A 23,981-nucleotide genomic window follows, 5' to 3' on the forward strand; every position below is an offset into this window, starting at 1 on the left:
TGTTTTTTTGAAGGTGGTGTGAAGATGATTCCAAACTGGTTGCTTCAACGTGCGTATTTAACGCCAAATCGTATAGCGATATATGATGAAACAGAAGCGATTTCATTTGCTGAACTTCATGAACGAACGGCAAAACGAGCAAGACAACTTGTTTTTCTCGGTGTAAAAAAAGGGGATGTTGTAGCTATCTTAATGAAAAATAGTGTACATATGGTTGAGCTTATTCACGCCCTCCATTATATTGGTGCGATTGTTTTATTACAAAATGTACGTTTATCCGTAGATGAAGTAAAGTGGCAATTAGAACATAGTGGGGCGCGATTTGTCATTTGTGATGAGCCTTTTCCAGATGAGCGAGCGATTGAATGGAGCGAGGTTACCCAACTTGGTGAAAGAGATGAAAAATGGCAAACGATGTACAATTTAGACGATGTCGCAACAATTATGTACACATCGGGAACGACAGGGAAGCCAAAAGGGGTTATGCAAACGTACGGAAATCATTGGTGGAGTGCAATTGGTTCCGCTTTGAATCTTGGATTGCGTGAAGATGATTGTTGGCTTGCCGCTGTTCCTTTTTTTCATGTTAGCGGTTTGTCGATTTTAATGCGGAGCGTCATTTACGGAATTGGTGTGTATGTGATGTCGTCATTTGATGCGAAACGCATCAATGAGCTCATTTTTCAACAAAACATTACGATGATGTCGGCTGTCAGCACAATGGTGCAACAAATGATTCAAGAGTTAAAAGCTCCGTATCCTTCATCGTTTCGTTGCATGCTTGTTGGCGGTGGTCCTGTGCCACTTCCTTTGTTGCAATCATGTGCTTATTGGAATATACCGGTGTATCAAACGTACGGTATGACAGAAACCGCTTCGCAAGTGGCCACATTATCTCCAGATGCTCGTCATAAACAAGGTTCAGCAGGAAAGCCGCTTTTTCATATGAACGTTCGTATTGAAAAAGAGGGGAAACAACTGAATGCGAATGAAGTGGGGGAAATTGTTGTAAAAGGCCCGAGCGTTATGAAAGGATATTGGAGAAATGAGGAAGGAACAGCGGCTGTGTTAAAAGATGGTTGGCTACATACTGGGGATATCGGATATATGGATGACGAAGGATTTTTATATGTGCTTGACCGCCGTTCAGACTTAATTATTTCTGGTGGAGAAAACGTATATCCGGCTGAAATTGAATCCGTGCTTTTGCAACATGAGGCAGTAAAAGAAGCAGGCGTAGTCGGAGTGACTGATGAAACATGGGGACAAGTGCCATGCGCGTTTGTCGTATTGCATGATGTAACAGCAACAGAAGAGCAATTAAAGCAGTTTTGTATGAATAAGCTGGCGAAATATAAAGTGCCGAAACGAATTTACATCGTTGATCATTTACCGCGTAATGCGGCTAACAAACTGATGCGCCATAAGTTAAAAAAGTGGATCAATGAATAAAAGGAGGCGGAAGATGCCTCCTTTTATTGATATCCTTTCGCTGTTTCTTTTGTAATTTTTTCTTTAAACAGTTTATAACTCCAAAGCTGATAGCCCACTACGATCGGCACCATGACGATGGCGACACCGAGCATAATTTTTAAGTTCAATTCACTTCCTGCCGCCTCAAAAAGCGTTGTACTATATTCATTATCGATGCGCGAAGGGAGCATGTTTGGGAACATGCCGATAAAACCGGTGGTCATGAGCGTGAAAATAGTTAAGCAAATGTTTGTGAACGCAAGTCCAATTCGTTTTTGCCAGACGAACAATAGCATGAGCAATGCACATACGAAAGCTAGTGCGGGTACGATCCAAAGAATGGGTGCTTTCGTAAAGTTGTTAAATAGCGGCGTACGATTGCTTGTTGCGACGAAGAAAAGAGATAATACGACCGTTGCAACAACGGAAGCGGGACGGGCCACTTTATAGGCACGTTCTGCTACATCTCCAACTGTTTTTAGCATGACCCACAAGGCACCAGAGACTGCAAATAAGCTAATAAATAATAAACCACCTAAAAGACCGTACGGATGAAGCAAAGTGAACAACGTTCCTTCATATCCAGATGGACCAATTTTTAAACCGTAAAACAAATTAGCAAAGGCAACACCAAACAGAAGCGCTAAAGCAAAACTGCTAATAGTGAATGCCCATTTCCAGCCTTTTTGCCAAAGTGGTGCATCATCTTTATGCATAAATTCTAATCCAGCTGCACGGAAAAAGAGCGCGAATAAAATGAGCATCATCGGTGTATATAAGAAGCTGAATAAATCTGCGTAAACAGCTGGAAACGCAGCAAACGTTGCCCCTCCAGCTGTAATTAACCAGACTTCATTTCCGCCCCAAAACGGTCCAACCGCTTCTTGCAACTGATTTCGCTCTTGACGGTTTCTCGCTAAAAACGGAAACAACATGCCTGTGCCGAGCGTATATCCATCTAACACAAAGTATATCGTCCAAATGAGTCCCCATAGTCCGAACCAAATGATCGCAACTGTTTCATGAGACATGTTGAATTTCCCCACCTTTCGTAGCCGTCGATGTGTACGGTCCTTTTTTCGCATATTTCAACATTAAGTACACGTCTGCGATAAGCAAAATGGTGTAAAACAAAACTAAGCTGACGAGTGAGAAAACAATTTGTGAAAGAGAAATAGGTGATACGGCTTCAGCTGTGCGCATTAATCCGTATACCGTCCACGGTTGACGCCCGACTTCCGCAACGACCCAGCCAGCGTTGATAGCGACATACGGAAGCAATACAGAATACATCACAAGTTTTAAGAAACGTCGTGATTCAACTAATTTATTTTTACGATATAAGTAAAATCCGTACCAAAATAGAGCGACGAAGTATAGACCGAGTGCTACCATTAAACGAAATGAATAAAAGACGATATTGACATTCGGACGTTCATCTTTCGGAATTTGATCGAATCCGACAACTTTCCCATCAAACGAGTGCGTATAAAAGTAGCTTCCGAGCTTTGGGATCGTTAAAAATTCAATGATGTTACGCTCATTTTCTGGGTCAGGAATTTGAATAATGTGAAATGGTAAACTTTCTTTTGTTTCCCACACGGCTTCAAGAGCTGCCCCTTTGGCAGGTTGCATTTTTGCCGCAAATGATGCGGATTTATGCCCGATAAACGGTGTAGCTGTTGCTGCGATTAATCCTAAAATGAGTCCGTATTTAAACGATTTTTTGAAAAACTCGATATGTTGTTTGCGTAATAAATGCCAAGCACTAACCGCCATCACAAAAAATGCCCCAACGATATAACAGCTAACAACTGTATGAACGAACATATGCCATGCATATGGATTTGTCACAACTTCCCAAAAGTTTTGAAGTTCGATGCGGCCGTTTCTTTCAATATATCCGACCGGATTTTGCATAAAGCCGTTTGCTGTGATAATCCAAAGCGCTGAAATGTTTGTGCCAAGCGCCACCATCCAGATCGAGAAGGCACGAAGTTTTGGTGAAATTTTATCCTTCCCAAATAGCCAAATGCCCATAAATGTTGACTCTAAAAAGAAAGCAACGAGCGCTTCAATGGCGAGCGGAGAGCCGAAAATATCCCCCATATATTTCGAATACTCCGACCAGTTTGTCCCAAACTGAAATTCCATTGTAATTCCTGTCACAACACCGAGGACGAAGTTGATCGCAAACAATTTTCCCCAAAAGTCTGCCATTTGCCGATAGAGCGGATTTTTTGTTCGTACGTGTTGTGTTTCCATCCATGCAATTAAAACAATAAGACCAATCGTTAACGGGACGAATAAAAAATGATAAAAAACCGTAATGGCAAATTGAAAACGGCTAAGCAAAAGCACGTCGCTCATGTATCCCCCTCCGATATGCTAAATATTTTTCATATGTATAAGAGTAACCTCGATACGTGAAGAAGAGATGAGAGAAATGTTGCAAAACTGTGGCGATAATTTTAAAAAAATGTGTCTATTCACGATTATTAACATGAAAAAAGAGAAAACCCCCTGCACTGAGCAAGGGGGATGCTGTTATTCGTTCGGTTGGAACGTTTTACAGTCTGTTTCTGTTGAACTTGTTGCCGTTGCACCGGCATGGCTTACGACATAGATTGCGTCTGCACTACATCGATTACCTTGTGACCAAAACTGACAATTTTGCACTTCACAAAGCACATCTTTTGCCATGATTATTCCCTCCTTTCTTTATGCTGATGTTAGTGTAGACAAAACGTTGGCAAGACATAACATGAAAAAATGAGCAAAAATAGTGAGAATTTTTATCATTATATGTTGACATAGATAATCATTCTCAATTAGAATGAAATTGTGCAATATAAGACAAAAAGTAGGAGGGAGTTATATGTCATCGTTATTAGTTGTTGGTGCGGATCATTTAGGAAACATTACCGATAAATTAAAAAACTCAGGATTTAAGGAAATTATTCATTTAGATGGTCGAAAAGTGAATATGGTGAAACGTCAAATACCAGAGCACGTCGATATCGTATTTGTGATGACGGATTATATTAACCATAATTTAGCGAAAGTCATTAAACAAAAAGCAAAAGATCAACACAAGCCGATTTACTTTGTAAAGCGTTCATGGAGTTCCATTCAATCTGTCATTGAGCAAATGGGGGAGCTAAAACGAGTGAACTAAGGAGGAGAGGACATTGTGGCAATCGTTTCTGAATGAAGTGTTAACTTATCATTACAGCATATCTCCACCTCATCGTTCATCGCTTACGTTGCTAAAAGGAATTGAACGGGCAACATCATCGTTTCCGATCGCTTCTTGTGACTCTCCCGTTACATACTATAAAATGATTGCAAAAATGACGGATTACTTGCTTCGCTTTGTCGCCAATGATCGGTCATTTGTTCACATATTAGACGAGCACGATGCGTTAATTACTGCATCATATACGTCTGACACATGCGTTGTCCCATCATGTATGAACGTTTTTGTTGTTGAACGCATCCCTTTATTGCATGCAATACAACAATTTGAAAATTTATTTGATCAAAAGCCGAAAATCGTACGAATATATCATGTGATGAAAAATCGTTTGTCCTATGTTACGCCAACAAGTGGAATGTATTGTACACATTGATTGTAAAAAAACCGGGTGATCTTCCCGGTTTTTTACAATTCATCAAATCCATTAATATCGGTTGTTTTTGTGTATGAACGTGGACGGGCTTCAAAAAAGTCAGTTTTGCCTAAGTTTACGTTTTCATCGCTAAAGACGCGAATCCAAGGCATCGCGTTTTCATCCGCCTCGTAGCGGTCGTCTAAGCCAAGCATGCGCAGCCGCTTGTTTCCGAGATATTCGATATATTTCTCCATTTCAATGACATCAATGCCATCGATGTCGCGCAATACAAAACGCGACCATTCCGTTTCATAACGGATCGCTTCATCGATGTAATCATATATCCACGCTGAAAATGATCCGTCTTCGTCCAGATGAGGATTTTCCCATAATACAGCGCGTACGAGTTGGGAAATGAAGTAGCTATGGCATAGTTCGTCTTTATTAATATAGCTAATCATTGTAGATGTTTTCAGCATTTTTTGGTTTCGCGCTAAGTTGTAAAAAAAGGCGAACCCGGAATAAAAATTAATTCCTTCTAAGACGAGCGAAGCGACAAGGGCACGGCAAAACGTTTCAACCGTTGGCCGTTCACGAAACGCTTCATATACGCGAATGACGTGTTCATTTCTCTTATAAATGTGCGGATTCGTGCGCGCCATTTCAAAGGCCCGGTTTTGTTCGGATAGTTTCTCAATAGACGCAAGCACATACGAGTACGACTGATTATGGACGACTTCTTGTTGTTCGATAATCGAAAAAATCGCTTTGACGCTCGGATCGGTAATGTATTCTTTCATCGCTCCGATAAAGTTCGGTTGCACAGAGTCTAAAATCGACAGCAACCCGATAATGTGTAAAAATGCATCACGTTCCCGCTCGCTTAAATGATGCCATTGTTTAATATCATCCGACATGTTAATTTCAAACGGCGTCCAAAAGTTGCCGAGCAACATTTTGTATATATCATAAAAATGGCTATATTTAATATCGTTCCAGTTTAAAATGCCGCTTGCTTTTCCGTTAATAATGCTTGTTGCTTTATTTGGATGCGACGGCTCGAGCAATTTTACTTTCGTCAATAACAAAACGCTCAACCTCCTTGAGTAGTTGATGGACGAAAACAGCCGGTAAATGTTGTTGATGGCCGCGTGGGGATTGTTCAATTTTTAACGTGCCGAGCACCGTCGTCACTTTTCGTAAATGGTACGCCATTTCATCGACAGCGCGGCAATAGTATGGCCACATTTGATCTCCTGTGCCAAACAGCGCAACAGGAGGCAAAGAAAGATTTCGCTCTTTAATAAGAAAACGAAGTAGCTTCCTCATTTCGTCCGGAAGTTGTCCATTTCCCCACGTATATGAACCGAATAAAAGAAGTTGTGTGTCATGAATGAGCGATTCGATCGCAAACATATGTTCAACATTGATCGTTTTCACCGCATGTCCGTATGAGCAAAAAGCTTCTTCTATTAACAGCGCCACTTCTTTTGTGTTCCCTGTTTTCGATGTATAACAAATAAGAACGTTCATTTTTTATCCCCCTACGATGAACAAACGTCGCATTCTTCAATCGTTACTGCAGTACTACGAACGTAATACGTCGATTTTAACCGCTCTTTCCATGCGGTGAGATGCAAGTCCAACAAGTCTTTTGCTTTAATCGTGTTATACACATATAGATTAAAACTTAACGACTGATCGACATGTTTTTGTCTTGCAGCATTTTGACGAATGCTCATCTTTTGATCCACTTCATAGGCGTTATCGTAAAACCAAAACGTTTTTGCGTTTAAATCAGGGACGGTCACAGGAATTTTATAATTTTTCTTTTCTTCAAAATATAAACGGTTAAAGACAGGGTCGCACGATGCTGTTCCGTTTGCTAAAACGGATGTGGAAGCGTTTGGCGCAGGCGCCATTAAATAGCCATTTCTCATCCCATATGCCATCACTTGTTGTTTTAAATGATCCCAATCTAACTCATCATGGGAATAATACCCACGAAGTTCAAAGTATTTTCCTGTGTGCCAATCGGAGCCTTCAAACGCTGGATATGCTCCTTTTTCTTTGGCAAGCTCCATGCTCGCTTGAATCGTTAAATAAGCAATTTTCTCGAATAACTGATCAGCAAGCTGTACGCTTTCTTCGCTGTTCCATTTGATTCCTTTTAGCGCTAATAAATGATGCCAAGAAAATGCCCCTAACCCGATGGCGCGATATTTTTTATTGGTGAGGACAGCTTGCAACACTTCAATTCGCTTTTCGTTTAAGTCAATGACGTTATCGAGCATGCGCACTTGAATCGGGATTAATCGTTCTAACACATCATCTTGTACGGCACGCGCTAAATGAATGCTCGATAAGTTGCAAACGACAAAATCGCCCGGCTTTTTATGAACGATAATCTCCCCATCTTCTGTATACTCTTTTGTGACGATCGTTGGGCTCATGTTTTGCATAATTTCTGTACATAAATTGCTAGAATAAATCATGCCTGCGTGTTTGTTCGGATTCATCCGATTTGCTTCATCGCGATAAAACATATAAGGCGTTCCTGTTTCTAACTGTGACTTTAATATCCGTTTCATGATTTCAATCGCAGGAACGCGCTCTTTACTTAACTCTGGATGATTGATACATTCCTCATACTTTTCACGGAACGAGCCATTTCCTCGTTCTTCATCATAAAAGTCTTCTAGCCCTAATGGATTGCCGTGTTTATCTTTCCAGCCCATCACTTTTTTCACTTCATGTGGGTCAAATAAATACCAATCGCCGCGCTTTTCGACTTGTTCCATAAATAAATCAGGGATGCATACGCCATAAAATAAATCATGGCATTTTTGCCGTTCATCGCCGTTGTTTAGCTTCGCGTCTAAAAACGAGAAAATGTCTTTATGCCAAACGTCTAAATATACGGCAATACTTCCTTGCCGCGTACCGAGCTGGTCAACCGATACGGCGGTATTGTTTAATTGGCGCATCCATGGAATGACGCCAGATGAAACTCCCTTAAATCCCTTGATGTCAGAATTTCGTGCGCGAATTTTTCCTAAATATACGCCAATTCCTCCACCGCCTTTTGATAAACGAGCGATGTCGGTATTCGACTCATAAATGCCAATTAAACTATCGTCTACCGTATCAATAAAACAACTCGACAATTGACCATACGACTTTCCAGCGTTTGCGTAAGTTGGCGTAGCAACGGTCATGTATTGGTTAGATAACGCCCAATATGCTTCTTTCGCTAGTGCCATTCGTTTTGTCGGATGTTCATATGCCATTAATGTTAAAGCAATCGTTAAAAAGCGCTCTTGCGGCAGTTCGTAAATTTCGCCGCCATACCCTTTCGCTAAATAGCGATCAACGAGCGTTTTTAACCCGATGTATGTAAATAGCTCGTCCTTTTTTGCGTCAATCCATGTGCTCGCTTCTTGCAGTTCTTCTTTCGTATATCGTTCCAGTAAAAACGAGTCGTAAATGCCGAGATCGACGAGCATTATTTGCAATTCATAAAAGTAGCGATATGTGTCGGATACATCATAGCCGCGATTGTTAGCTGCCTCGTCGTATAGCTGTTGCAAATAGAGACGAGCCGCAACAAACGTCCAATCCGGCTGTTCTACGGTGATTTCATCAAGCGCATTTAAAATAAGTTTATTCATCATGTCGTTGTACCGCTGCGTATGAGCAAGCGCCCGTACAGTCCGTTCAATGTATCGCTCACTCGCTAAGTGTGGAAAGTCTTTGAAAATAGGAAACAATAATGTGCGGATCGTTTCTTCATTTCCTTCTGTTTGTTGTTTTATGTACACCATATAACATCCCTTCCCCTAAAAAATAAAAACATCCGCTCTCATTGAGCGGATGAAACGATGGAAAAAGGCATGCTTTCACCATCGTTTCATCTTCTCAATCCCCGAAGAATATGAAACGATACAAGGAAGGCAGGTCTCCTGACTCGCGCTTCTTCCTACTTTGGATTCCTTCCCATATATGCGCCTGAAAAGCTGACATATACAGTGGTGTTGTTTCCATTTCGTCTGCGCACACAGTTGCGGGGACAGTTCTGGATTCGCACCAGATTCCCTATTAAGTCCGCTCGGACACCTTCACTTGTCGGTTTCAATATATAGTTATTATTTCTTGCAATCATCACAATATATTGTACGAAAAAGGTTTACGTTTAAAACTATAGCGAAAAATCTCAACATTTGCAATCATTATTTTTCATCATTTGCTACATAGCGCCGGTCTTTCATAAACAGCCGCCAAAAATAAATGAATCCTGGAAATAAAATAGCAAAGCCGACGATATACGTCACAAAAAGGGCACGAAACGTATTCGGATGCGTAAATCCGGATTCGATTGTTACATTCGGATAAATCATATATGGTAAATGAGCTTTTCCGTATGCGTAACTTGCACAAAAATATTGTAAGACGATGGCTACAACCGCAAGACGTGGCATTCCGCGTCCGTTTTTTCTTTTCCATGAAGGAAGAAAAAGCGCCCCGCCAGCTAAGAGAAATAATACGACAGAAGCGACAAGCCACGGCCAACGTGCAATCATTCCGTCATATAGCCAGCGCGCTTCGTTTCGCATCGTGACCATAATGAGAATAGAGGAGAGAAGAGCAAACGGCCCGATGATGAGTGCATCGCGGCGATAAATCGTATATGCTTCTATTTCATTTGCTTCGTTTGAGTAGTCTGCTAATAAAAGCGACGAAAGAAAGAGTGTACTTGTAATCGCAAAGGCGATAAATGCATATTCATGTGGGCTTGTAAATAAGCGATCAAGCCGTAGACGACTGACTCCATTCATTGTTTCAACAAAAGAACCATGCGTAATTGGCAAGACGCTAATTAAAAAGGCTGGAATAAGTAAGCTGCTTATACCAGAAATGTAAACAAGCACTTTTTCATATTTAGGAGCAACGTGTGAAAAAACGAGGAACGCACTACGTACAGTAAGCAAAAGTAAAATGATGCTTCCGGGTATAAGTAAAATGGTTCCAAGCATAAATGTCGCTCCGGGAAAAAAGCTGACGATCGCCACGACGATCGCAACGATAAAGACGTTTGTCACTTCCCATGTCGGTGATAAATATCGGTTTGCGATTTTCGTTGCTTTCGTTTGCGGGCGGTTTATATATACCATCGACCAAAACCCTGCTCCAAAGTCCATCGTCGCCATGACGGCGTAAATAAAAATAAATCCCCATAAAATTGAAATAGCAATTAATTCATCTGTCATCATCTTGCTCCTTTCTACATGTGCGTAGATAAGTGTTGTTCAATCGGATGGCGGCGGAAATAAGAACGCAAGACGAGCACGACTGCGACGAGTAAAAATACGTAAATGGACGTAAATAAAAGAAAGAGTGTTCCTAAATTTGTTGACTGTGTTACAGCTTCTGCCGTTGTCATCATGCGATAAATGACCCAAGGCTGTCTCCCTGTACAGGCAAAAATCCAGCCAAATTCAATGCCGAGAAGAGCGAGCGGCCCAGCAGTAACAACAGTCCACATAAACCAGTTCGGAAATATGTGTTGTTTTCTTATGCGATGCCAAACGAATCCGACAATGGAAAGAAGGAGAAGAAACATGCCGATTCCGACCATTGCATTAAAAAGGGTATGGACAAACAACGGTGGCCACCATTCTTCTGGAAAGTCATTCAATCCGACAACGACGGTATCGAAACGATTGCCCGCTAAAAAGCTAAGTAACCACGGAATTTCAATTCCCCATTTGACCGTTTGTGTTTCACGGTCCGTAAAACCGCCGATGACGAGCGGGGCGTGCGACTGTGTTTCAAACAATCCTTCAGCAGCAGCTAATTTTTCAGGTTGATATTCATGAAGAAGTTGGGCTGATTCATGTCCGTTTATTGCTGTTAGTAAAGAAAATACGCCGCCAACTGTTAAACCGAGCATGAGCGCTTTTTTATAAAAAAGTTGGATGCGTTCATGGCGTCTATTTTTCAACATGTGATATGCCGCGATTGAAGCGATCGTAAACGCACCTGTCATATACGCTGATAAAACGACGTGTGTTGCTGTGACGGCAAAGCTTGGATTAAAAAACGCCTCCCACGGATTGACGTCAACAATTTGCCCGTTTTCGATACGAAAGCCAGTCGGTGTACCTTCAAAGGCGTGAACGTTCGTGATTAAAATGGCAGAAGCGGCTGCTCCGATGGCAACAAGCGTCAAGCTTACGATGCGCATTGCTGGAGAGATACGGTCTGCTGCGTATACGTAAATAGATAAAAATAACGCTTCGACGAAAAACGCATAAATTTCAATTTGAAACGGAAGCGCCATCACTTTGCCGACCACTTCCATAAAACCTGGCCATAAAAGTGAAAGTTGTACTCCTGCGATAGTACCAGACGGAATCGCTACGCCAAGCAAAATGGCGAGCGCTTTTGTCCAACGATTAGCCATGAGAGCGTAGTCATTGTCTTTCGTTTTTTGATATAGTAGCTCGGCCAATAAAATCATGAGCGGAATACCAACTCCAAGCGTCGCAAAAATAATATGAAACGCCATGGTTGTACCAAATAACGTTCTTGCTGTTAGTACGTGATCCATACCGAGATGTTCATCCCTTTCCATACATTGTCGTTTCCTAGTTTGATTTGAAAAGGGAAAAAATATGCAAAAAAATAAGCGACCGTAACGATCGCTTATTGTAACGCTTTTTTTAATGCGGATATATTGTCATTCATGATCGCAAAGTAATCTTTATTGTTTGCGATATCATCGTTTGTGCGCGCTTCTAAGTTGTGAAGAATGAGTACATCCGCCCCAATTTCATTTTTTACGACTTCAGCAATTTTTGATGTAACATTTTGTTCAAAAAAGATATATTGTATGTTGTGCTCTTTTGCTTGTTTAATGATGGAAGTAAGCTGTTTTTGTGACGGTTCATTTGTTGGTGATAGTCCAGTCACGCTTATTTGTTTTAAGCCGTATCGTTTCTCCCAATAGCCGTATGCGGCATGAGCAACAAGAATATCTTTTCTTTTCGCCTCTTTCATCAGTTGTTGAAATTGTTGATCGAGTTGTTCAAGTTGCTGTTTTAATGAAGCGAAGTTTTGTTCAAAATCATCTTTCGCTTCAGGTTTAAGTTCTACTAATGTTTGTTTAATCGTTTCGGCCATTTCAATGGAATAAATCGGATCTAACCAGACGTGAGGATCGACATCTCCGTGAGCATGTTCATCTTCATTTTCATGAGCATGTTCATCTTCATTTTCATGAGCATGTTCGTCTCCATGAGTATCATTAGCTGAAAGTAATTCCATGTTTTCCGTTGCTGCGACGAATTTGACGCGCTCATGTTCTAGCGTTTTCGTGATGCGATCGACAAATCCTTCCATTCCTTGACCAATGTAAATGAACGCATCAGCCTCAGCAATTTGTTGCATCGTTTTTGCTGTTGGCTCATATGTGTGCACATCGACGCCTGGAGGGTATACACTTTCGACTTGCACATGTTTTCCACCAATTTTTTCGGTAAAGTCTTGAAGTGGATATACGGTTGTATAAATGATAAGTGGATTGTCTTTTCCCTCGCTAGTGGTTGGAGCGTTTTCATCTTGTTTATTGCATCCAAATAGTGTAAGTGTGCTTGCAAGTATAATAGTTAACATTGCACGTAATTTCATATTTTTTCCTCCTCTCAAAAAAGAAGGATGTTTATGAAAACATCCTTTTTCTCCTAGTTTATTATATCGTAATCGTTACGATTTGAAAAGTATGAAGTAGTAACAAATGGTGGAAGCGGATCAACAAAAGTTGACCAGTCTTGTTTCATTTCTTCATCTGTTAATAAACATGCATCCAGGGAAGAAGAAATCGCATGTTCGTCCATACCAATGCCAATCAATACGAGTTCTGTCATGCGATCGCCATACGTATCGTCCCATTTTGCACGCAATTCATGTTCTTCTCGCAAAATTTGTTCCTGTTCATGCGGAGGATATGTGGCAATCCATTCGCCAGCCCCTTGAATCATAATGGACGGCCCAGCTTGTGAAAGAAGTCCGCACATATTGTTGCGGGAAGCGAGCCAGAAAAAGCCTTTGGCGCGAACGATTTCAACTGGCCATTGTTCGAGCCAATGCATCAGCCGTTCGGGATGAAACGGGCGACGGCGACGATATACGAAAGAAGAAATGCCGTATTCTTCTGTTTCTGGTGTATGCTCTTCATTTAGTTCTTTTATCCATCCAGCTGATTGACTCGCTTTTTCGAAATCAAATAAACGAGTGTTTAAAATGTCATGAAGTGCCACTTTTCCGTATGTTGTCCGGATGATTTTTGCTTCTGGATTTAATTTACGAAGGAGTGCTTCTAGCTCGTCTGCATCTTCTTGAGAAATGCAGTCGATTTTATTTAAAATAAGCACGTTTGCAAATTCAATTTGATCAATTAGTAAATCGACAACTTCACGCGTATCTGTTTCATCGACTGCTTGTTTACGATCTAATAACGTTTCACCGGAGGCAAAATCATGCCAAAAACGATTGGCATCTACAACGGTGACCATCGTATCTAACCGACATGTTGACGTTAAATCAATGCCAAATTCCTCATCGATATACGTAAATGTTTGAGCGACAGGAATCGGTTCGCTAATGCCGGATGACTCGATGACAATGTAATCAATGTTTCCAGCCTCAACGAGTTTTTGAACTTCTTTCATTAAATCTTCTCGCAACGTACAACAAATACAGCCGTTTTGAATTTGTACAAGCTTTTCTTCTGTACGTGAAAATCCACCTTGTTTAATGAGCTCAGCATCGATATTCACCTCGCTCATGTCGTTGACGATAACAGCAATTTTTAATCCTTCACGATTGTTTAAAATATGATTAAGCAATGTCGTTTTTCCTGAACCTAAATATCCGCTTAATACGGTAACAGGTACTTTCATATAGGTTTCTCCTTTCCCAAAACGTAATTATTACGATTTACAACGTTTATCATATCGAAAAAAAAGAGAAAGAACAACTATTTTTGCTCTTTCTCTGGAACAGGATCAAATCCACCGGGGTGAAACGGATGACATTTTAAAATGCGTTTTATTGTTAAATATCCGCCTTTGAGCGCGCCAAAACGGCGAATAGCTTCGAATCCGTAATGCGAACAAGTCGGATAAAAGCGACATGTCGGTGGTTTTAATGGGGAAATGACACGTTGATAAAAGCGAATAAGTAAAAGAAGTATATGTTTCATATCATACACCTACCCCTATTTTTTCTTATTGTAACATAGCTGGACGAAATGATACTAACAAAAAAAGATGAAAAAAGTCGGACTTTTGTGTATGATAAAGACGTAACAATTGAAAAGAGGTGAGAAGTATGCCTTCAGTAGAAAGCTTTGAGCTTGATCATTGTGCGGTCAAAGCACCGTACGTTCGCCATTGCGGCGTTCATAAAGTCGGCAGCGACGGTGTTGTGAATAAATTTGATATTCGTTTTTGTCAGCCTAATAAAGAAGCAATGCAGCCAGCAGCTATTCATACGCTCGAGCATTTGCTAGCGGTGCACATTCGTAAGCACGCCGAAAAATACGACCATTTTGATATTATTGATATTTCGCCAATGGGATGTCAAACAGGCTATTATTTAGTCGTTAGCGGCACGCCAACCGTTGAAGAAATTATTGACTTGCTAGAGGCAACGATGAATGAAGCGCTAACCGTCACAGAGGTGCCAGCCGCAACAGAAAAAGAGTGTGGTCAAGCGAAGTTGCATGATTTAGAAGGAGCAAAGCGACTCATGCGCTACTGGCTATCGCAACCAAAAGAAGAATTGAAAAAAGTGTTTGGCTAAACAACAAAGGTTCAGGCGTTACATGTCTGAACCTTTGCTTTTTTCATTTGGCAACTCATCAATGGTGTGTTTGTATTTGTATGCTTTTGAAATCGTTAAAACGCTTAAGATGAGCACGACAAATACAATGATGATAGAAATAATAAAAGTGAGCAACATATGTACCCCTCCACACTCTATCTTAATGCAAAACCGTATTATTTTCCAAAATTTTTTTTGTTTGCTACAATAGAGAAGGGGAAAGTTTATACTTGAGGAGGGAATGAAAATGAAGGAAAAATTAATTGACATTGTAAACAAACAAATTGCGAATTGGAACGTATTGTATGTGAAACTGCACAACTACCATTGGTATGTGAAAGGTCCGCAATTTTTTACGTTGCATACAAAATTTGAAGAATTGTACAATGAAGCTGCGCTACATATTGATGAATTAGCGGAGCGTTTATTGGCGCTAGGTGGAAAGCCGTTAGCGACGATGAAAGAGTATTTAGCGGTAGCATCTGTACAGGAAGCCAAAGGAAATGAAACAGCCGAGGAAATGGTGGCAGAAATCGTGCGCGATTTTGAAACGATGATTGAAGAGTTGAAAGATGGTATGAACTACGCAGGGGAAATTAATGATGAAACGACTGGGGATATGCTTTTAGGCATTCATCAAAGCTTAGAAAAACATGTGTGGATGTTAAAATCGTTTCTTGGATAAGGTGGGATTTCCCACCTTTTTTATATTATAGTACTTGAAGAAGCGTTAAAGGAGATCGTATGCTTTTTGTTGCATGAAAACAAATGGATCGACTCACACTAACCGTAACAAATGGAAAAGAGGTGGGGCGATGAAAAAAACGTACTATGTTTCAGTGGCTCGTGGCGAAATTTCGCAAGTGAAAACAGCATCACCTTGGGAATTTCGAATTGAGGCGACGGATGAAGAAATCATTCAATTACGAGAGTATTTTGATGAAATGTATTCATCCGATTGGCAATCGTTTTGGCGCGCACATGTGCCGTATGTGCAATACCATTACGATCGTCCAAATGATGGATATGATCAAGCGATAAAAAAAGTGTACGAACTTATTTATGAGCTTGGAGATGAAGAAGCGAAACAACAAATTGAAACGATGGGTGTCATACAGTTATAAAAGCTGTCGACAATTTCACTGTGTGGTACAATGAAGAAAACATACAGTTGAGGGTAGACGGCGATGATTGTATTTCAAGATTACTACGGATACAACGTTCGACTTTCTTTTTCTGACCATCCTTTTTCGCAACAACCGAAACATGTTCTTGTGATTTGTCGGTACAATGGTCGTTGGTTATTGACAAATCACGCTGTGCGTGGCTGGGAGTTTCCAGGTGGGAAAATAGAGGAAGGAGAAACGGCAGAACAAGCAGCAATTCGCGAAGTAAAGGAAGAAACGGGCGGAGTTGTTGAGAAGATCACGTACATTGGACAGTATGAAGTCAAACGTCCGAATGAAACGATTGTAAAAAATATTTATTTTGCTCATGTTGAATTTTTGGAACAAAGGGAGTCGTATTTTGAGACAAATGGTCCTGTGCTCATTGAGCATATGCCAGATGACATAGCGAAAGATGGACGATTTAGTTTTATTATGAAGGATGGCGTATGGGCATATACGAAACAACAGTTAGAGCGGTGGGGAATGATTTAAAACCCCACCGCTTTTTCTTACGTGTAGGGTTATGCACGTTTCATTAGTTTTTTTTCAAACCAACTGACAAGTTGGTACATGATGCTTGAAAGTAACGCAATCATAAGCAAACTTAATAAAACGAGCGTAAAGTTGAACACTTGGAACCCGTAAATAATCATATAACCGAGCCCTTGTTTCGAAACAAGAAATTCCCCGACAATGACACCGACCCAAGATAGACCGACGTTCACTTTTAACGTTGAAATCATTGTCGGAAAGGAAGCGGGTAAAATGGCTTCTGTGAACCATTGTCGTTTTGTTGCACCGAATGTTTGAAGCACTTTGATATAGTTGGCATCTACTTCTTTAAACGATGTGTAAACGACAATCGTTGTAATAATGATAGAAATGATTGCTCCCATCGCCACGATTGACGTCATATTTGGTCCGAGCGCTACAATGAGAATCGGTCCAAGTGCCACCTTTGGCATGGCATTTAAAATGACTAAATACGGATCAACAATTTTAGATACGCGTGGAAACCACCAAAGAAGCGCAGCGAAACAAATGCCTGCGATCGTACCAACAATAAAACCGAGCACGGTCTCTGTTAATGTGATGGTTGTATGTGAAAGCAACGTATGATCGCGCACTTTAGTGATAAACAAGTGCCAAATTGAAGACGGTGAGCTAAATAAAAGAGGATCAATCCAATGAAAACGGCTCGCCATCTCCCATAAGCTAAAGAAGGCAACGACGATGATCATTTGGAAAAAACGAACGATTCGTTTTTCGCGCTTTTCATATGCTATATATTGATCGTATATACGTTGCAACCATTCATGTTTGTTCAATGCTCTCTAACTCCTTCCAAATCATTTGAAAAATCGGTGAAAAATCTGGATGTTGGCGAGCTTGAAACGGTGTACATGCTTTTAATGAATCTGGAACGGAAACAATTCGCTTAATTTTTCCTGGTCTTGCGGTAAATAAAACGATACGGTCGCTCATTGCAATCGCTTCACCGATGTCGTGCGTGACGAGAAGTGCTGTTTTCCGATATTGCTTTAACGTCTCCCATACGAGATCTTCTAGTTTAAGTTTTGTTTGGTAATCAAGTGCTGAAAACGGTTCATCTAACAATAAAATTTTCGGGTCGGTTGCCAAGGTGCGAACGAGTGCAGCGCGCTGACGCATTCCTCCTGATAATTCATAAGGATAGCGATCATCGACGTCGCGTAGACCAATTTGATGTAAAAGGGCGAGCGTTTGTTTTCTCGTTTTCTCGCTATATTTGCCTGTTAGTTTTAATCCGAGTGTGACGTTTTGTTCAATCGTTTTCCACGGGAACAAATAATCATGTTGTAGCATATATCCAATCGTTTGGCGCATCGTTTTTACTTCTTTTCCTTCAATGAGTACACGGCCTTTTGTTGGTTCGATTAGTCCCGCGATAATGGAAAGAAGCGTCGTTTTTCCACAGCCGCTTGGGCCGAGAAAGGAGAGAAATTCTCCCCTCTCGACAGTTAGCGACAGATGATCAAGTGCCAAGACGGCAGATTGGTTTGTGACGTAGGCATGCATCACTTGATCAATCGTTAAAATGGGCATGGTGTTCACCTCTTTTGTGCGTTTTCGGCAAACGATGTATTCACTAAAATCGAGTGATCAATGTACGATGGCAATTCATTTGCTTCTTTCATGATGTTTTGAAGATGGTTCCATTCTTCTTCATCTAAAATAGGGTCAGTTGCGTAAGAGCCTTGGTTTTTATAGCGATCGACAACTTTTTCAATGAGAGCGATATCTGTATTTTCAAAGTACGGTTGAATGACTGTTGCGATTTCTTTAGCATCGTGTGTTTGCACCCATTGTTGTGCTTTATAAAGCGCGCGTGTAAATTTTTCAATGACATCTTTATTTTTCTCAATAAAACTTTGTTTTGCCATAAACGTTGTGTACGGGAGATGGCCGGATTCCGTTTCAAAGGAAGCAACAATATATCCTTTTCCTTCTTGTTCAAAAATGCTAGCAGTCGGTTCAAATAGTTGGACGAAATCGCCTGTTCCGCTTGCAAATGCATTGGCGATATTAGCAAACTCAATATTTTGAATGAGATTTAAGTCTTTATGTGGATCAATTCCATGCTGCTTTAGAACGTATTCTCCGACCATTTGCGGCATGCCGCCTTTTCTTTGACCTAAAAATGTACTTCCTTTCAATTGTTCCCATGTGAAGTTAGCGATCGGTTCACGCGAAACTAAAAATGTTCCATCTGTTTGTGTCAATTGCCCAACCTTAACTTTTAAACAGGTTCGGTTTACTTCAATGCATAGTCCAGCGTTAGTTTCTTCCCCTTTCCTTTTTCTCGATATATTACAATTCTTTCGAAAATGCTAAAGAGCAGTTCTTTTTTTGTGAAATCGTCTGCTTGTTCGAATTGTTGTTTAAAATCGGTCATCTTGCTTAATCGGTTGTACTTCTCCTCGAGCGATTCATTATCTTCCAATTCAAATTCGCTCAATATATCATAAATTTCTCTTTCCCTATCATTTAATTCGTTAATCTTTGCGAACAGCTCCTCTTTTGGTATCGGGTTCTCATCGTCCATATATAAATCATACCATTTTTCCTTTTGGCGTTTTATCTTTTCCAGCTCTTTGGTCAAAGCAGAAACGTCAATGGCTTTTGGTTCCGCGAACTGGTGAGAAAACTTCGACATGAAATATTCTTTCGACGTAATGAGGTGTTGAACCTCAGCGATCAGCGACGCGGTAATGTTTTTCTCGTTTGTAATCCGATTGCACTTGAGACAGCGATAGTATGTCTTTTGTTCGCGCTTATCGAAAAAACCTTGCATTTTATTCTCATTGCAATTGCCGCAATATAAGAGACCAGTAAAAATGAATTTCCCGACTCTTTTTCTGTCTACGCTTCTGTTCTCTTTTTCTTTTTGCACTTTTTTAAATAGCGTTTCGCTAATAATCGGCGGATGATTGTTTGGCACGACTTTATTTCCCCATCTGTATGTGCCGATGTAGATGTCATTCGTTAAAATATCGCGTATTGAATTGTGGTTCCACTCTTTCGCAATTCGAGGCTTAACCCCTAATTCGTTCAGCCGATCCGCGATGCTTCGGTAGCCGTATCCATCGCAATATAGTCGATAAATCATCCGAACGACTTCTGCCTCTTCTTCGATAATGGTGCAATGAAAGTCTTTATCAAACTTATATCCATACGGAGAATGTCCACCTGGTTTTTTTCCTTCGTCAATCATTTGCTCGATGCCGAATTTCACGCGTTCGGCAAGGTTTTCTCGCTCCCATTGCGCAAGGGCGGCGACAAGCGTAATAAATAGCCTTCCCATTGCCGTGGAAGTGTCATATACTTCGGTTGCTGAACGAAACGCCACGTTGTATTTTTCAAACGTCTGGAGCAGCAAATATAAGTCCAATACCGACCGTGTCAAGCGGTCTAATCGGTAAACCAACACAATGTCAATATTGCCTTTCTTTATATCTTTCAACAATTGTTTCATTTGCGGTCGCTCTAGGTCTTTAGCAGACCACCCTTCTTCGATATACTCCTGAACAATCTCCCAGCCTTGGCTTGTGCAAAACGCCCGCAGCCGTTCCCGTTGCGCCGGGATAGAAAATCCTTCTTTCGCTTGTTCGTCTGTACTGACTCGAACGTAAATGGCGACTTTCATTAGGTTGCCTCCTTGCGAAAAAATAATAGAAACTCTGAACGTAGTGGGAGTGGGATGTAAATAACTAAAAAGAGCAACCATTTGCGTTGCTCTTTTAAATTTCTGACGTCAAAAATTTAAAACCACTTTTTTTAATTTCCCTATGATGCGCACATCTTTCATATTATCTTTTTGCAGTACAATCGGCTGATATTTCGGATTTTCACTTTGCAAAATAATCGTTCCGTTTGTTTTATACACTCGCTTTAGAACGGCTTCTCCGTCAATAAGCACAGCTGCAATCTCCCCGTTTTCCACATCGTCTTGCCTACGAATAAGTAATAGGTCGCCGTCCATGATTCGAGCGTTTATCATGCTGTCGCCTTTGGCTCTAAGAAAGAAATATTCCCCACCATTCAGCCAGCTCGTTGGCACTTCTTCATACCCCTCAATCTCTTGATATGCCAACACGCCATTTCCGCAGCTGACCGCCCCCACGATCGGGAGTTTGGTGAAAACAATCGATTTTACCTCATTTTCTTTTTTGGAAGGAAAAAAATCGTCAATACTAACTTTAAATATTTCTGATAATTTAAAAAGAACATCTTGATTAGCTTTTCTTTCTCCGGTTTCATATCTACTTACTGTTTGTTTAGTCGTACCTAATAAGTCAGCCAGTTCTTCTTGGCTCATACCGCGCTTCAAACGAAATTCTTTTATTTTTTCACCTACATATCTTTGTAAACTCAAATCCACACCTCCTTTCTAATAATCTAATAGAATATTAGCACAAAAGTAACCGTTTCGGAACAAAAATATAAAAAAAATAACAAAAAACTCTTTACAAGTAACCAATTTGGTGATAGGATAACAATCAGAAGGAGGTGATAGGATGCAGGAAAAACTGATTATCCTTCGTAAAAAGCAAGGAGTAACACAAAAGCAACTCGCGGAATATCTAGGAATCAGTGAAAAAACATATGGTTTAAAAGAGCGCGGTGAATTTCAATTCACTTTAGAAGAAATGTTTAAACTACGAGATTTTTTTGGTAAAAGAATAGAAGATATTTTTTTGCCTCGTAGTAACCAAAATGGTGACAAAACCGCATAAAGGAGGACGGAAATGAACCAGCTACAAGTTTTCAATCATGAAATGTTTGGGGAAATTCGATTCGTTGAGATTAACAACAACCCTTACGCTGTGGGTAATGACGTTGCGAAAGCATTAGGGTACATGAGACCACATGAAGCAATTTCAACCCACTGCAAGGGGGCGGTAACTTACCGCATCCCTACTAACGGGGGAGAACAAACGGTGAGAGTGATTCCAGAAGGAGATATATACCGATTAATAATCAAGGCGGCTGATCAAAGTAAAAATTTAGAAATAAAAAAGAAGGCGGAAGAGTTTGAACGCTGGGTCTTCGATGAGATCCTCCCAACCATCCGCAAAACAGGTGGCTACGTTGCGAATGAGGACATGTTTATCAACACGTATCTTCCGTTTGCGGACGAGCAGACGAAAATGATGTTCCGTGGCGTGTTGGAAACGGTGCGTCGACAAAATGAACAGATCGCGGCAATGAAGCCGAAAGTGGAATATTTCGATGCCTTGGTCGATCGGAACTTGCTGACGAATTTCCGTGATACTGCGAAAGAGTTGCAGATTAAGGAACGATTCTTCATCGATTGGTTATTGAAGAACAAATTCATCTACCGCGATCAGAAAAAGAAGCTCAAACCTTATGCAGCATATGTCCCAGAGTTGTTTGAATTGAAGGAATGGGAACGAAACGGACGGGCTGATGTCCAAACGCTGATTACACCAAAAGGGCGAGAGACGTTTCGGTTGCTGTTGAAGAAAGAGCAAACCGCATAAAGGAGGACGGAGATGGATCGAGCTGTTAGCGCTCCAATGAGAAGGAAGCTTGTCGATCAGTTTGTCGAACACTTAGGATGGACCGTTGATGAAGCAGAAAACTTCATCGAACGGTCTGACAGAAGGGAATTAGCTTTTGTGATTGCGATGTTACAGCTACAAATCAAATATCAATGCCGTGTTCTTTGAGCTTTTTCGCAAGCTCTTCGTGATAAAGTTTCAAAGCTTCAATTGTAATGTGCAAACTAAATCCTTGCATTAATTTTACTGTTTTTGCTTCTTGTGCAAGCTCAAAATTATCGCGTTCGAGCTTTTGGTTTATGTGTTCTTTGTTAGCGATGACGTCAGCCATTTTAGAATTGGTTGTTATCAACGCTTGAAGTGAGATGTTATCGAAATCCAATCTTTCTCCCTCCTTTCTGCATTATCATTTCGCTAAAAAGGGAGAAAAACCTTCAATGAAACAAAGGAGGACGGAAATGAATCAGTTAGTTTTTATCGAAAGCAATCGGGTTGTCACAGACAGTTTGACGGTAGCTGAGGTTTTTGGAAAGGAACACAAACATGTGATACGTGATATTGAGGTGCAAATTCAAAAATTAGTTGAGGCTGGTGAAGGAGAATGGGGGGTGTCCAACTTTGGGCAGACCCACTACCAGCACCCACAAAACAAGCAGTGGTACAAAAAATACCTTCTCACTGAAGAAGCATTTACGTTGGTAGCGATGTCGTACACGACACCAGAAGCGATGAAGATGAAGGTGCGATTCATCGAGGAGTTTAAGCGCATGCGGGCGGAGCTGGAGAAACAGAAACAGCCGTTCAAGTTGCCGACGACGTACAAAGAGGCATTATTGCAATTAGTCGAGCAGGTGGAACGAAACGAACAGCTGCAACTGCAAAACGCCCAAAAAGACCAAATCATCAAAGAGTTACAGCCCAAAGCGACCTATTACGACTTGGTGTTACAAAATAAATCGCTCATTTCCATTAGCAAGATCGCGAAAGACTACGGCATGAGCGCGGTGAAAATGAACCAACTGTTGCATCAGCTTGGCATTCAGTATAAACAAGGCGATTGCTGGTTGCTTTACTCCAAGTATCAAGACAAAGGATACACGCAAAGCAAAACACACGCGATTGATTCAGAAACAAGCAAGATGCACACGTATTGGACGCAAAAAGGGAGACTGTTCATTTACGAAATGTTGAAAAACAAACTCGGTATTCTTCCTCTCATTGAGAGGGACGAACAAACTGCGTGAAAGGGGGTGAGGAAGAGTGACAATGGAACAGCTTGAGCAAGTACTTTGTTCAATCAAGCACGCTAAACAAGAATTACAAATTGCGTTGGGTAGAGACCGTTACGAAAAAGTCGTAGAGGAAATCAAAGAAGTGTTATTGCGTAACGATCTCAATAAATATCAAGCGTATGAGTTGTTTAATCATCTAAGCGATATTTATCGATTGGAACGTATACATGTTTGAAATCGACTTGGAACAAGTCGTGAGATCCGTCGCTGTGACGACTTCTAAGCTCTTTGTTTAATTCGTTTACTGTACCTAACGAATGTTTAAGCATTTCTGTGAATTTTTCATTAAAACTAGCAATGCAAAAAGGACAACGGATAGGCAAGTTCTTTTCCCAGTTGTTCCAGTAAACAGGGAAAGAATTTTCACAATTGTAGCATTTTACTTCGGCAAAAGTTATCAACTTATTCACCCCCTTTCCAGTGTCAACATTCGACAAATGGAAGGAGAATCCTGCAAAAGGAGGTGAGGGGAAATGAACCTCG

29 protein-coding genes, 1 pseudogene and 1 riboswitch are annotated in these 23,981 nt (G+C 40.8%); of the genes and pseudogenes, 12 read left to right on the forward strand and 18 right to left on the reverse strand.

Features of this window, described 5'->3' with window-relative positions:
- The first annotated feature begins 24 nt into the window (after positions 1-24).
- Positions 25-1,452 (forward strand): o-succinylbenzoate--CoA ligase, encoded by a 1,428-nt coding sequence (locus tag K1I43_RS12535; protein WP_033383328.1) that lies wholly within the window; start codon positions 25-27, stop codon positions 1,450-1,452.
- A 23-nt stretch (positions 1,453-1,475) separates the two neighbouring features.
- Here the strand turns inward: K1I43_RS12535 and cydB are convergent, their stop codons facing one another.
- The 3 genes from cydB to K1I43_RS12550 all read right to left on the reverse strand — a co-directional run bounded on the left by cydB (position 1,476) and on the right by K1I43_RS12550 (position 4,176).
- Positions 1,476-2,504 carry a cytochrome d ubiquinol oxidase subunit II gene (cydB, locus tag K1I43_RS12540; protein ID WP_019417293.1) on the reverse strand — a complete coding sequence of 343 codons (1,029 nt, stop codon included), beginning with the start codon at positions 2,502-2,504 and terminating at the stop codon, positions 1,476-1,478.
- Positions 2,494-3,843 (reverse strand): cytochrome ubiquinol oxidase subunit I, encoded by a 1,350-nt coding sequence (locus tag K1I43_RS12545; RefSeq protein ID WP_026011600.1) that lies wholly within the window; start codon positions 3,841-3,843, stop codon positions 2,494-2,496. Before K1I43_RS12545 ends, cydB begins: the two co-directional genes overlap by 11 nt.
- A 177-nt stretch (positions 3,844-4,020) precedes the next feature.
- On the reverse strand, positions 4,021-4,176 hold the full coding sequence (locus tag K1I43_RS12550; RefSeq protein ID WP_009361637.1) for a DUF1540 domain-containing protein: 156 nt from the start codon (positions 4,174-4,176) through the stop codon (positions 4,021-4,023).
- 175 nt (positions 4,177-4,351) lie between these two features.
- Here K1I43_RS12550 and K1I43_RS12555 point away from each other — a divergent pair, with 175 nt between their 5' ends.
- Entirely contained in the window at positions 4,352-4,651 is a 300-nt protein-coding gene (locus K1I43_RS12555; protein WP_006320652.1) for a DUF2325 domain-containing protein, read from the forward strand.
- Between the two features lie 13 nt (positions 4,652-4,664).
- Positions 4,665-5,105 (forward strand): hypothetical protein, encoded by a 441-nt coding sequence (locus K1I43_RS12560; protein ID WP_019417294.1) that lies wholly within the window; start codon positions 4,665-4,667, stop codon positions 5,103-5,105.
- A 32-nt stretch (positions 5,106-5,137) separates the two neighbouring features.
- Here K1I43_RS12560 and K1I43_RS12565 read toward each other — a convergent pair whose 3' ends face one another.
- From K1I43_RS12565 to yidD, 8 genes are all read right to left on the reverse strand, one after another.
- Positions 5,138-6,175 carry a ribonucleotide-diphosphate reductase subunit beta gene (locus K1I43_RS12565; RefSeq protein ID WP_009361633.1) on the reverse strand — a complete coding sequence of 346 codons (1,038 nt, stop codon included), beginning with the start codon at positions 6,173-6,175 and terminating at the stop codon, positions 5,138-5,140.
- The gene (locus tag K1I43_RS12570) at positions 6,129-6,620 is read right to left on the reverse strand and encodes a flavodoxin domain-containing protein (RefSeq protein WP_019417295.1); all 492 of its coding nucleotides are present in this window, start codon (positions 6,618-6,620) and stop codon (positions 6,129-6,131) included. Before K1I43_RS12570 ends, K1I43_RS12565 begins: the two co-directional genes overlap by 47 nt.
- 11 nt (positions 6,621-6,631) lie before the next feature.
- Positions 6,632-8,911, reverse strand: a complete 2,280-nt coding sequence (locus K1I43_RS12575) for a ribonucleoside-diphosphate reductase subunit alpha (RefSeq protein WP_019417296.1) — start codon at positions 8,909-8,911, stop codon at positions 6,632-6,634.
- A 110-nt stretch (positions 8,912-9,021) separates the two neighbouring features.
- A riboswitch (cobalamin riboswitch) is annotated at positions 9,022-9,222 on the reverse strand.
- 94 nt (positions 9,223-9,316) lie between these two features.
- Complete coding sequence (locus K1I43_RS12580; protein WP_033383332.1) at positions 9,317-10,354, reverse strand: cytochrome d ubiquinol oxidase subunit II; 1,038 nt, start codon at positions 10,352-10,354, stop codon at positions 9,317-9,319.
- A 14-nt stretch (positions 10,355-10,368) separates the two neighbouring features.
- Positions 10,369-11,721 (reverse strand): cytochrome ubiquinol oxidase subunit I, encoded by a 1,353-nt coding sequence (locus K1I43_RS12585; protein ID WP_019417298.1) that lies wholly within the window; start codon positions 11,719-11,721, stop codon positions 10,369-10,371.
- A 71-nt stretch (positions 11,722-11,792) separates the two neighbouring features.
- Positions 11,793-12,776 carry a metal ABC transporter substrate-binding protein gene (locus K1I43_RS12590; RefSeq protein WP_019417299.1) on the reverse strand — a complete coding sequence of 328 codons (984 nt, stop codon included), beginning with the start codon at positions 12,774-12,776 and terminating at the stop codon, positions 11,793-11,795.
- 53 nt (positions 12,777-12,829) lie between these two features.
- Positions 12,830-14,047: a GTP-binding protein gene (locus K1I43_RS12595; protein ID WP_019417300.1), complete on the reverse strand. Its 1,218-nt coding sequence runs from the start codon at positions 14,045-14,047 to the stop codon at positions 12,830-12,832.
- A 77-nt stretch (positions 14,048-14,124) separates the two neighbouring features.
- Positions 14,125-14,349 carry a membrane protein insertion efficiency factor YidD gene (gene yidD / locus K1I43_RS12600; RefSeq protein ID WP_009361626.1) on the reverse strand — a complete coding sequence of 75 codons (225 nt, stop codon included), beginning with the start codon at positions 14,347-14,349 and terminating at the stop codon, positions 14,125-14,127.
- Between the two features lie 128 nt (positions 14,350-14,477).
- On the opposite strand from yidD, the gene K1I43_RS12605 reads away from it, so the two are divergent.
- Positions 14,478-14,951, forward strand: a complete 474-nt coding sequence (locus K1I43_RS12605) for an S-ribosylhomocysteine lyase (protein WP_009361625.1) — start codon at positions 14,478-14,480, stop codon at positions 14,949-14,951.
- An 18-nt stretch (positions 14,952-14,969) separates the two neighbouring features.
- Here the strand turns inward: K1I43_RS12605 and ytzI are convergent, their stop codons facing one another.
- On the reverse strand, positions 14,970-15,110 hold the full coding sequence (ytzI, locus tag K1I43_RS12610; protein WP_081957620.1) for a YtzI protein: 141 nt from the start codon (positions 15,108-15,110) through the stop codon (positions 14,970-14,972).
- A 109-nt stretch (positions 15,111-15,219) separates the two neighbouring features.
- Here ytzI and K1I43_RS12615 point away from each other — a divergent pair, with 109 nt between their 5' ends.
- The 3 genes from K1I43_RS12615 (at position 15,220) to ytkD (ending at position 16,633) form a co-directional block, all read left to right on the forward strand.
- Positions 15,220-15,657, forward strand: coding sequence for a Dps family protein (locus K1I43_RS12615; RefSeq protein ID WP_009361623.1), 438 nt, complete (start codon positions 15,220-15,222; stop codon positions 15,655-15,657).
- Positions 15,658-15,787: 130 nt separating this feature from the next.
- Positions 15,788-16,096 carry a hypothetical protein gene (locus K1I43_RS12620; protein WP_009361622.1) on the forward strand — a complete coding sequence of 103 codons (309 nt, stop codon included), beginning with the start codon at positions 15,788-15,790 and terminating at the stop codon, positions 16,094-16,096.
- Positions 16,097-16,159: 63 nt separating this feature from the next.
- Positions 16,160-16,633 carry an RNA deprotection pyrophosphohydrolase gene (gene ytkD, locus K1I43_RS12625; protein ID WP_019417302.1) on the forward strand — a complete coding sequence of 158 codons (474 nt, stop codon included), beginning with the start codon at positions 16,160-16,162 and terminating at the stop codon, positions 16,631-16,633.
- A gap of 29 nt (positions 16,634-16,662) precedes the next feature.
- Here the strand turns inward: ytkD and K1I43_RS12630 are convergent, their stop codons facing one another.
- The 5 genes and pseudogenes from K1I43_RS12630 to lexA form a co-directional block, all read right to left on the reverse strand.
- The gene (locus K1I43_RS12630) at positions 16,663-17,469 is read right to left on the reverse strand and encodes an ABC transporter permease (protein ID WP_019417303.1); all 807 of its coding nucleotides are present in this window, start codon (positions 17,467-17,469) and stop codon (positions 16,663-16,665) included.
- On the reverse strand, positions 17,456-18,226 hold the full coding sequence (locus K1I43_RS12635) for an ABC transporter ATP-binding protein (protein ID WP_009361619.1): 771 nt from the start codon (positions 18,224-18,226) through the stop codon (positions 17,456-17,458). The genes K1I43_RS12630 and K1I43_RS12635 overlap by 14 nt, the downstream gene beginning before the upstream one ends.
- A gap of 5 nt (positions 18,227-18,231) precedes the next feature.
- Positions 18,232-18,918, reverse strand: a pseudogene (locus K1I43_RS12640) (ABC transporter substrate-binding protein); the annotation flags it as partial.
- A gap of 17 nt (positions 18,919-18,935) precedes the next feature.
- Entirely contained in the window at positions 18,936-20,327 is a 1,392-nt protein-coding gene (locus tag K1I43_RS12645) for a recombinase family protein (RefSeq protein WP_136260299.1), read from the reverse strand.
- A gap of 108 nt (positions 20,328-20,435) precedes the next feature.
- The gene (gene lexA, locus K1I43_RS12650) at positions 20,436-21,056 is read right to left on the reverse strand and encodes a transcriptional repressor LexA (RefSeq protein WP_240688424.1); all 621 of its coding nucleotides are present in this window, start codon (positions 21,054-21,056) and stop codon (positions 20,436-20,438) included.
- Positions 21,057-21,198: 142 nt separating this feature from the next.
- Between lexA and K1I43_RS12655 the strand changes: the two genes are divergently transcribed.
- The 3 genes from K1I43_RS12655 to K1I43_RS12665 are packed head-to-tail and all read left to right on the forward strand — an operon-like array spanning position 21,199 to position 22,374.
- On the forward strand, positions 21,199-21,417 hold the full coding sequence (locus tag K1I43_RS12655) for a helix-turn-helix transcriptional regulator (protein WP_136260300.1): 219 nt from the start codon (positions 21,199-21,201) through the stop codon (positions 21,415-21,417).
- Between the two features lie 12 nt (positions 21,418-21,429).
- The gene (locus tag K1I43_RS12660; RefSeq protein ID WP_136260301.1) at positions 21,430-22,185 is read left to right on the forward strand and encodes a phage antirepressor KilAC domain-containing protein; all 756 of its coding nucleotides are present in this window, start codon (positions 21,430-21,432) and stop codon (positions 22,183-22,185) included.
- A 12-nt stretch (positions 22,186-22,197) separates the two neighbouring features.
- On the forward strand, positions 22,198-22,374 hold the full coding sequence (locus K1I43_RS12665; protein WP_168707724.1) for a hypothetical protein: 177 nt from the start codon (positions 22,198-22,200) through the stop codon (positions 22,372-22,374).
- Here the strand turns inward: K1I43_RS12665 and K1I43_RS12670 are convergent.
- On the reverse strand, positions 22,349-22,588 hold the full coding sequence (locus tag K1I43_RS12670; protein ID WP_019417309.1) for a hypothetical protein: 240 nt from the start codon (positions 22,586-22,588) through the stop codon (positions 22,349-22,351). The two genes, K1I43_RS12665 and K1I43_RS12670, sit on opposite strands and share 26 nt — an antisense overlap.
- Before the next feature lie 76 nt (positions 22,589-22,664).
- Between K1I43_RS12670 and K1I43_RS12675 the strand changes: the two genes are divergently transcribed.
- Together K1I43_RS12675 and K1I43_RS12680 are read left to right on the forward strand one after the other, a co-directional pair.
- Positions 22,665-23,450: a phage antirepressor KilAC domain-containing protein gene (locus K1I43_RS12675; RefSeq protein WP_019417310.1), complete on the forward strand. Its 786-nt coding sequence runs from the start codon at positions 22,665-22,667 to the stop codon at positions 23,448-23,450.
- Between the two features lie 22 nt (positions 23,451-23,472).
- A complete protein-coding gene (locus K1I43_RS12680; protein ID WP_083842722.1) occupies positions 23,473-23,673 on the forward strand; it encodes a hypothetical protein in 201 nt (66 codons plus the stop codon).
- The last annotated feature ends 308 nt before the right edge of the window (positions 23,674-23,981 follow it).

The organism is Anoxybacillus sp. ST70, from assembly GCF_019553625.1.
GTDB classification, from domain to species: domain Bacteria; phylum Bacillota; class Bacilli; order Bacillales; family Anoxybacillaceae; genus Anoxybacillus; species Anoxybacillus gonensis.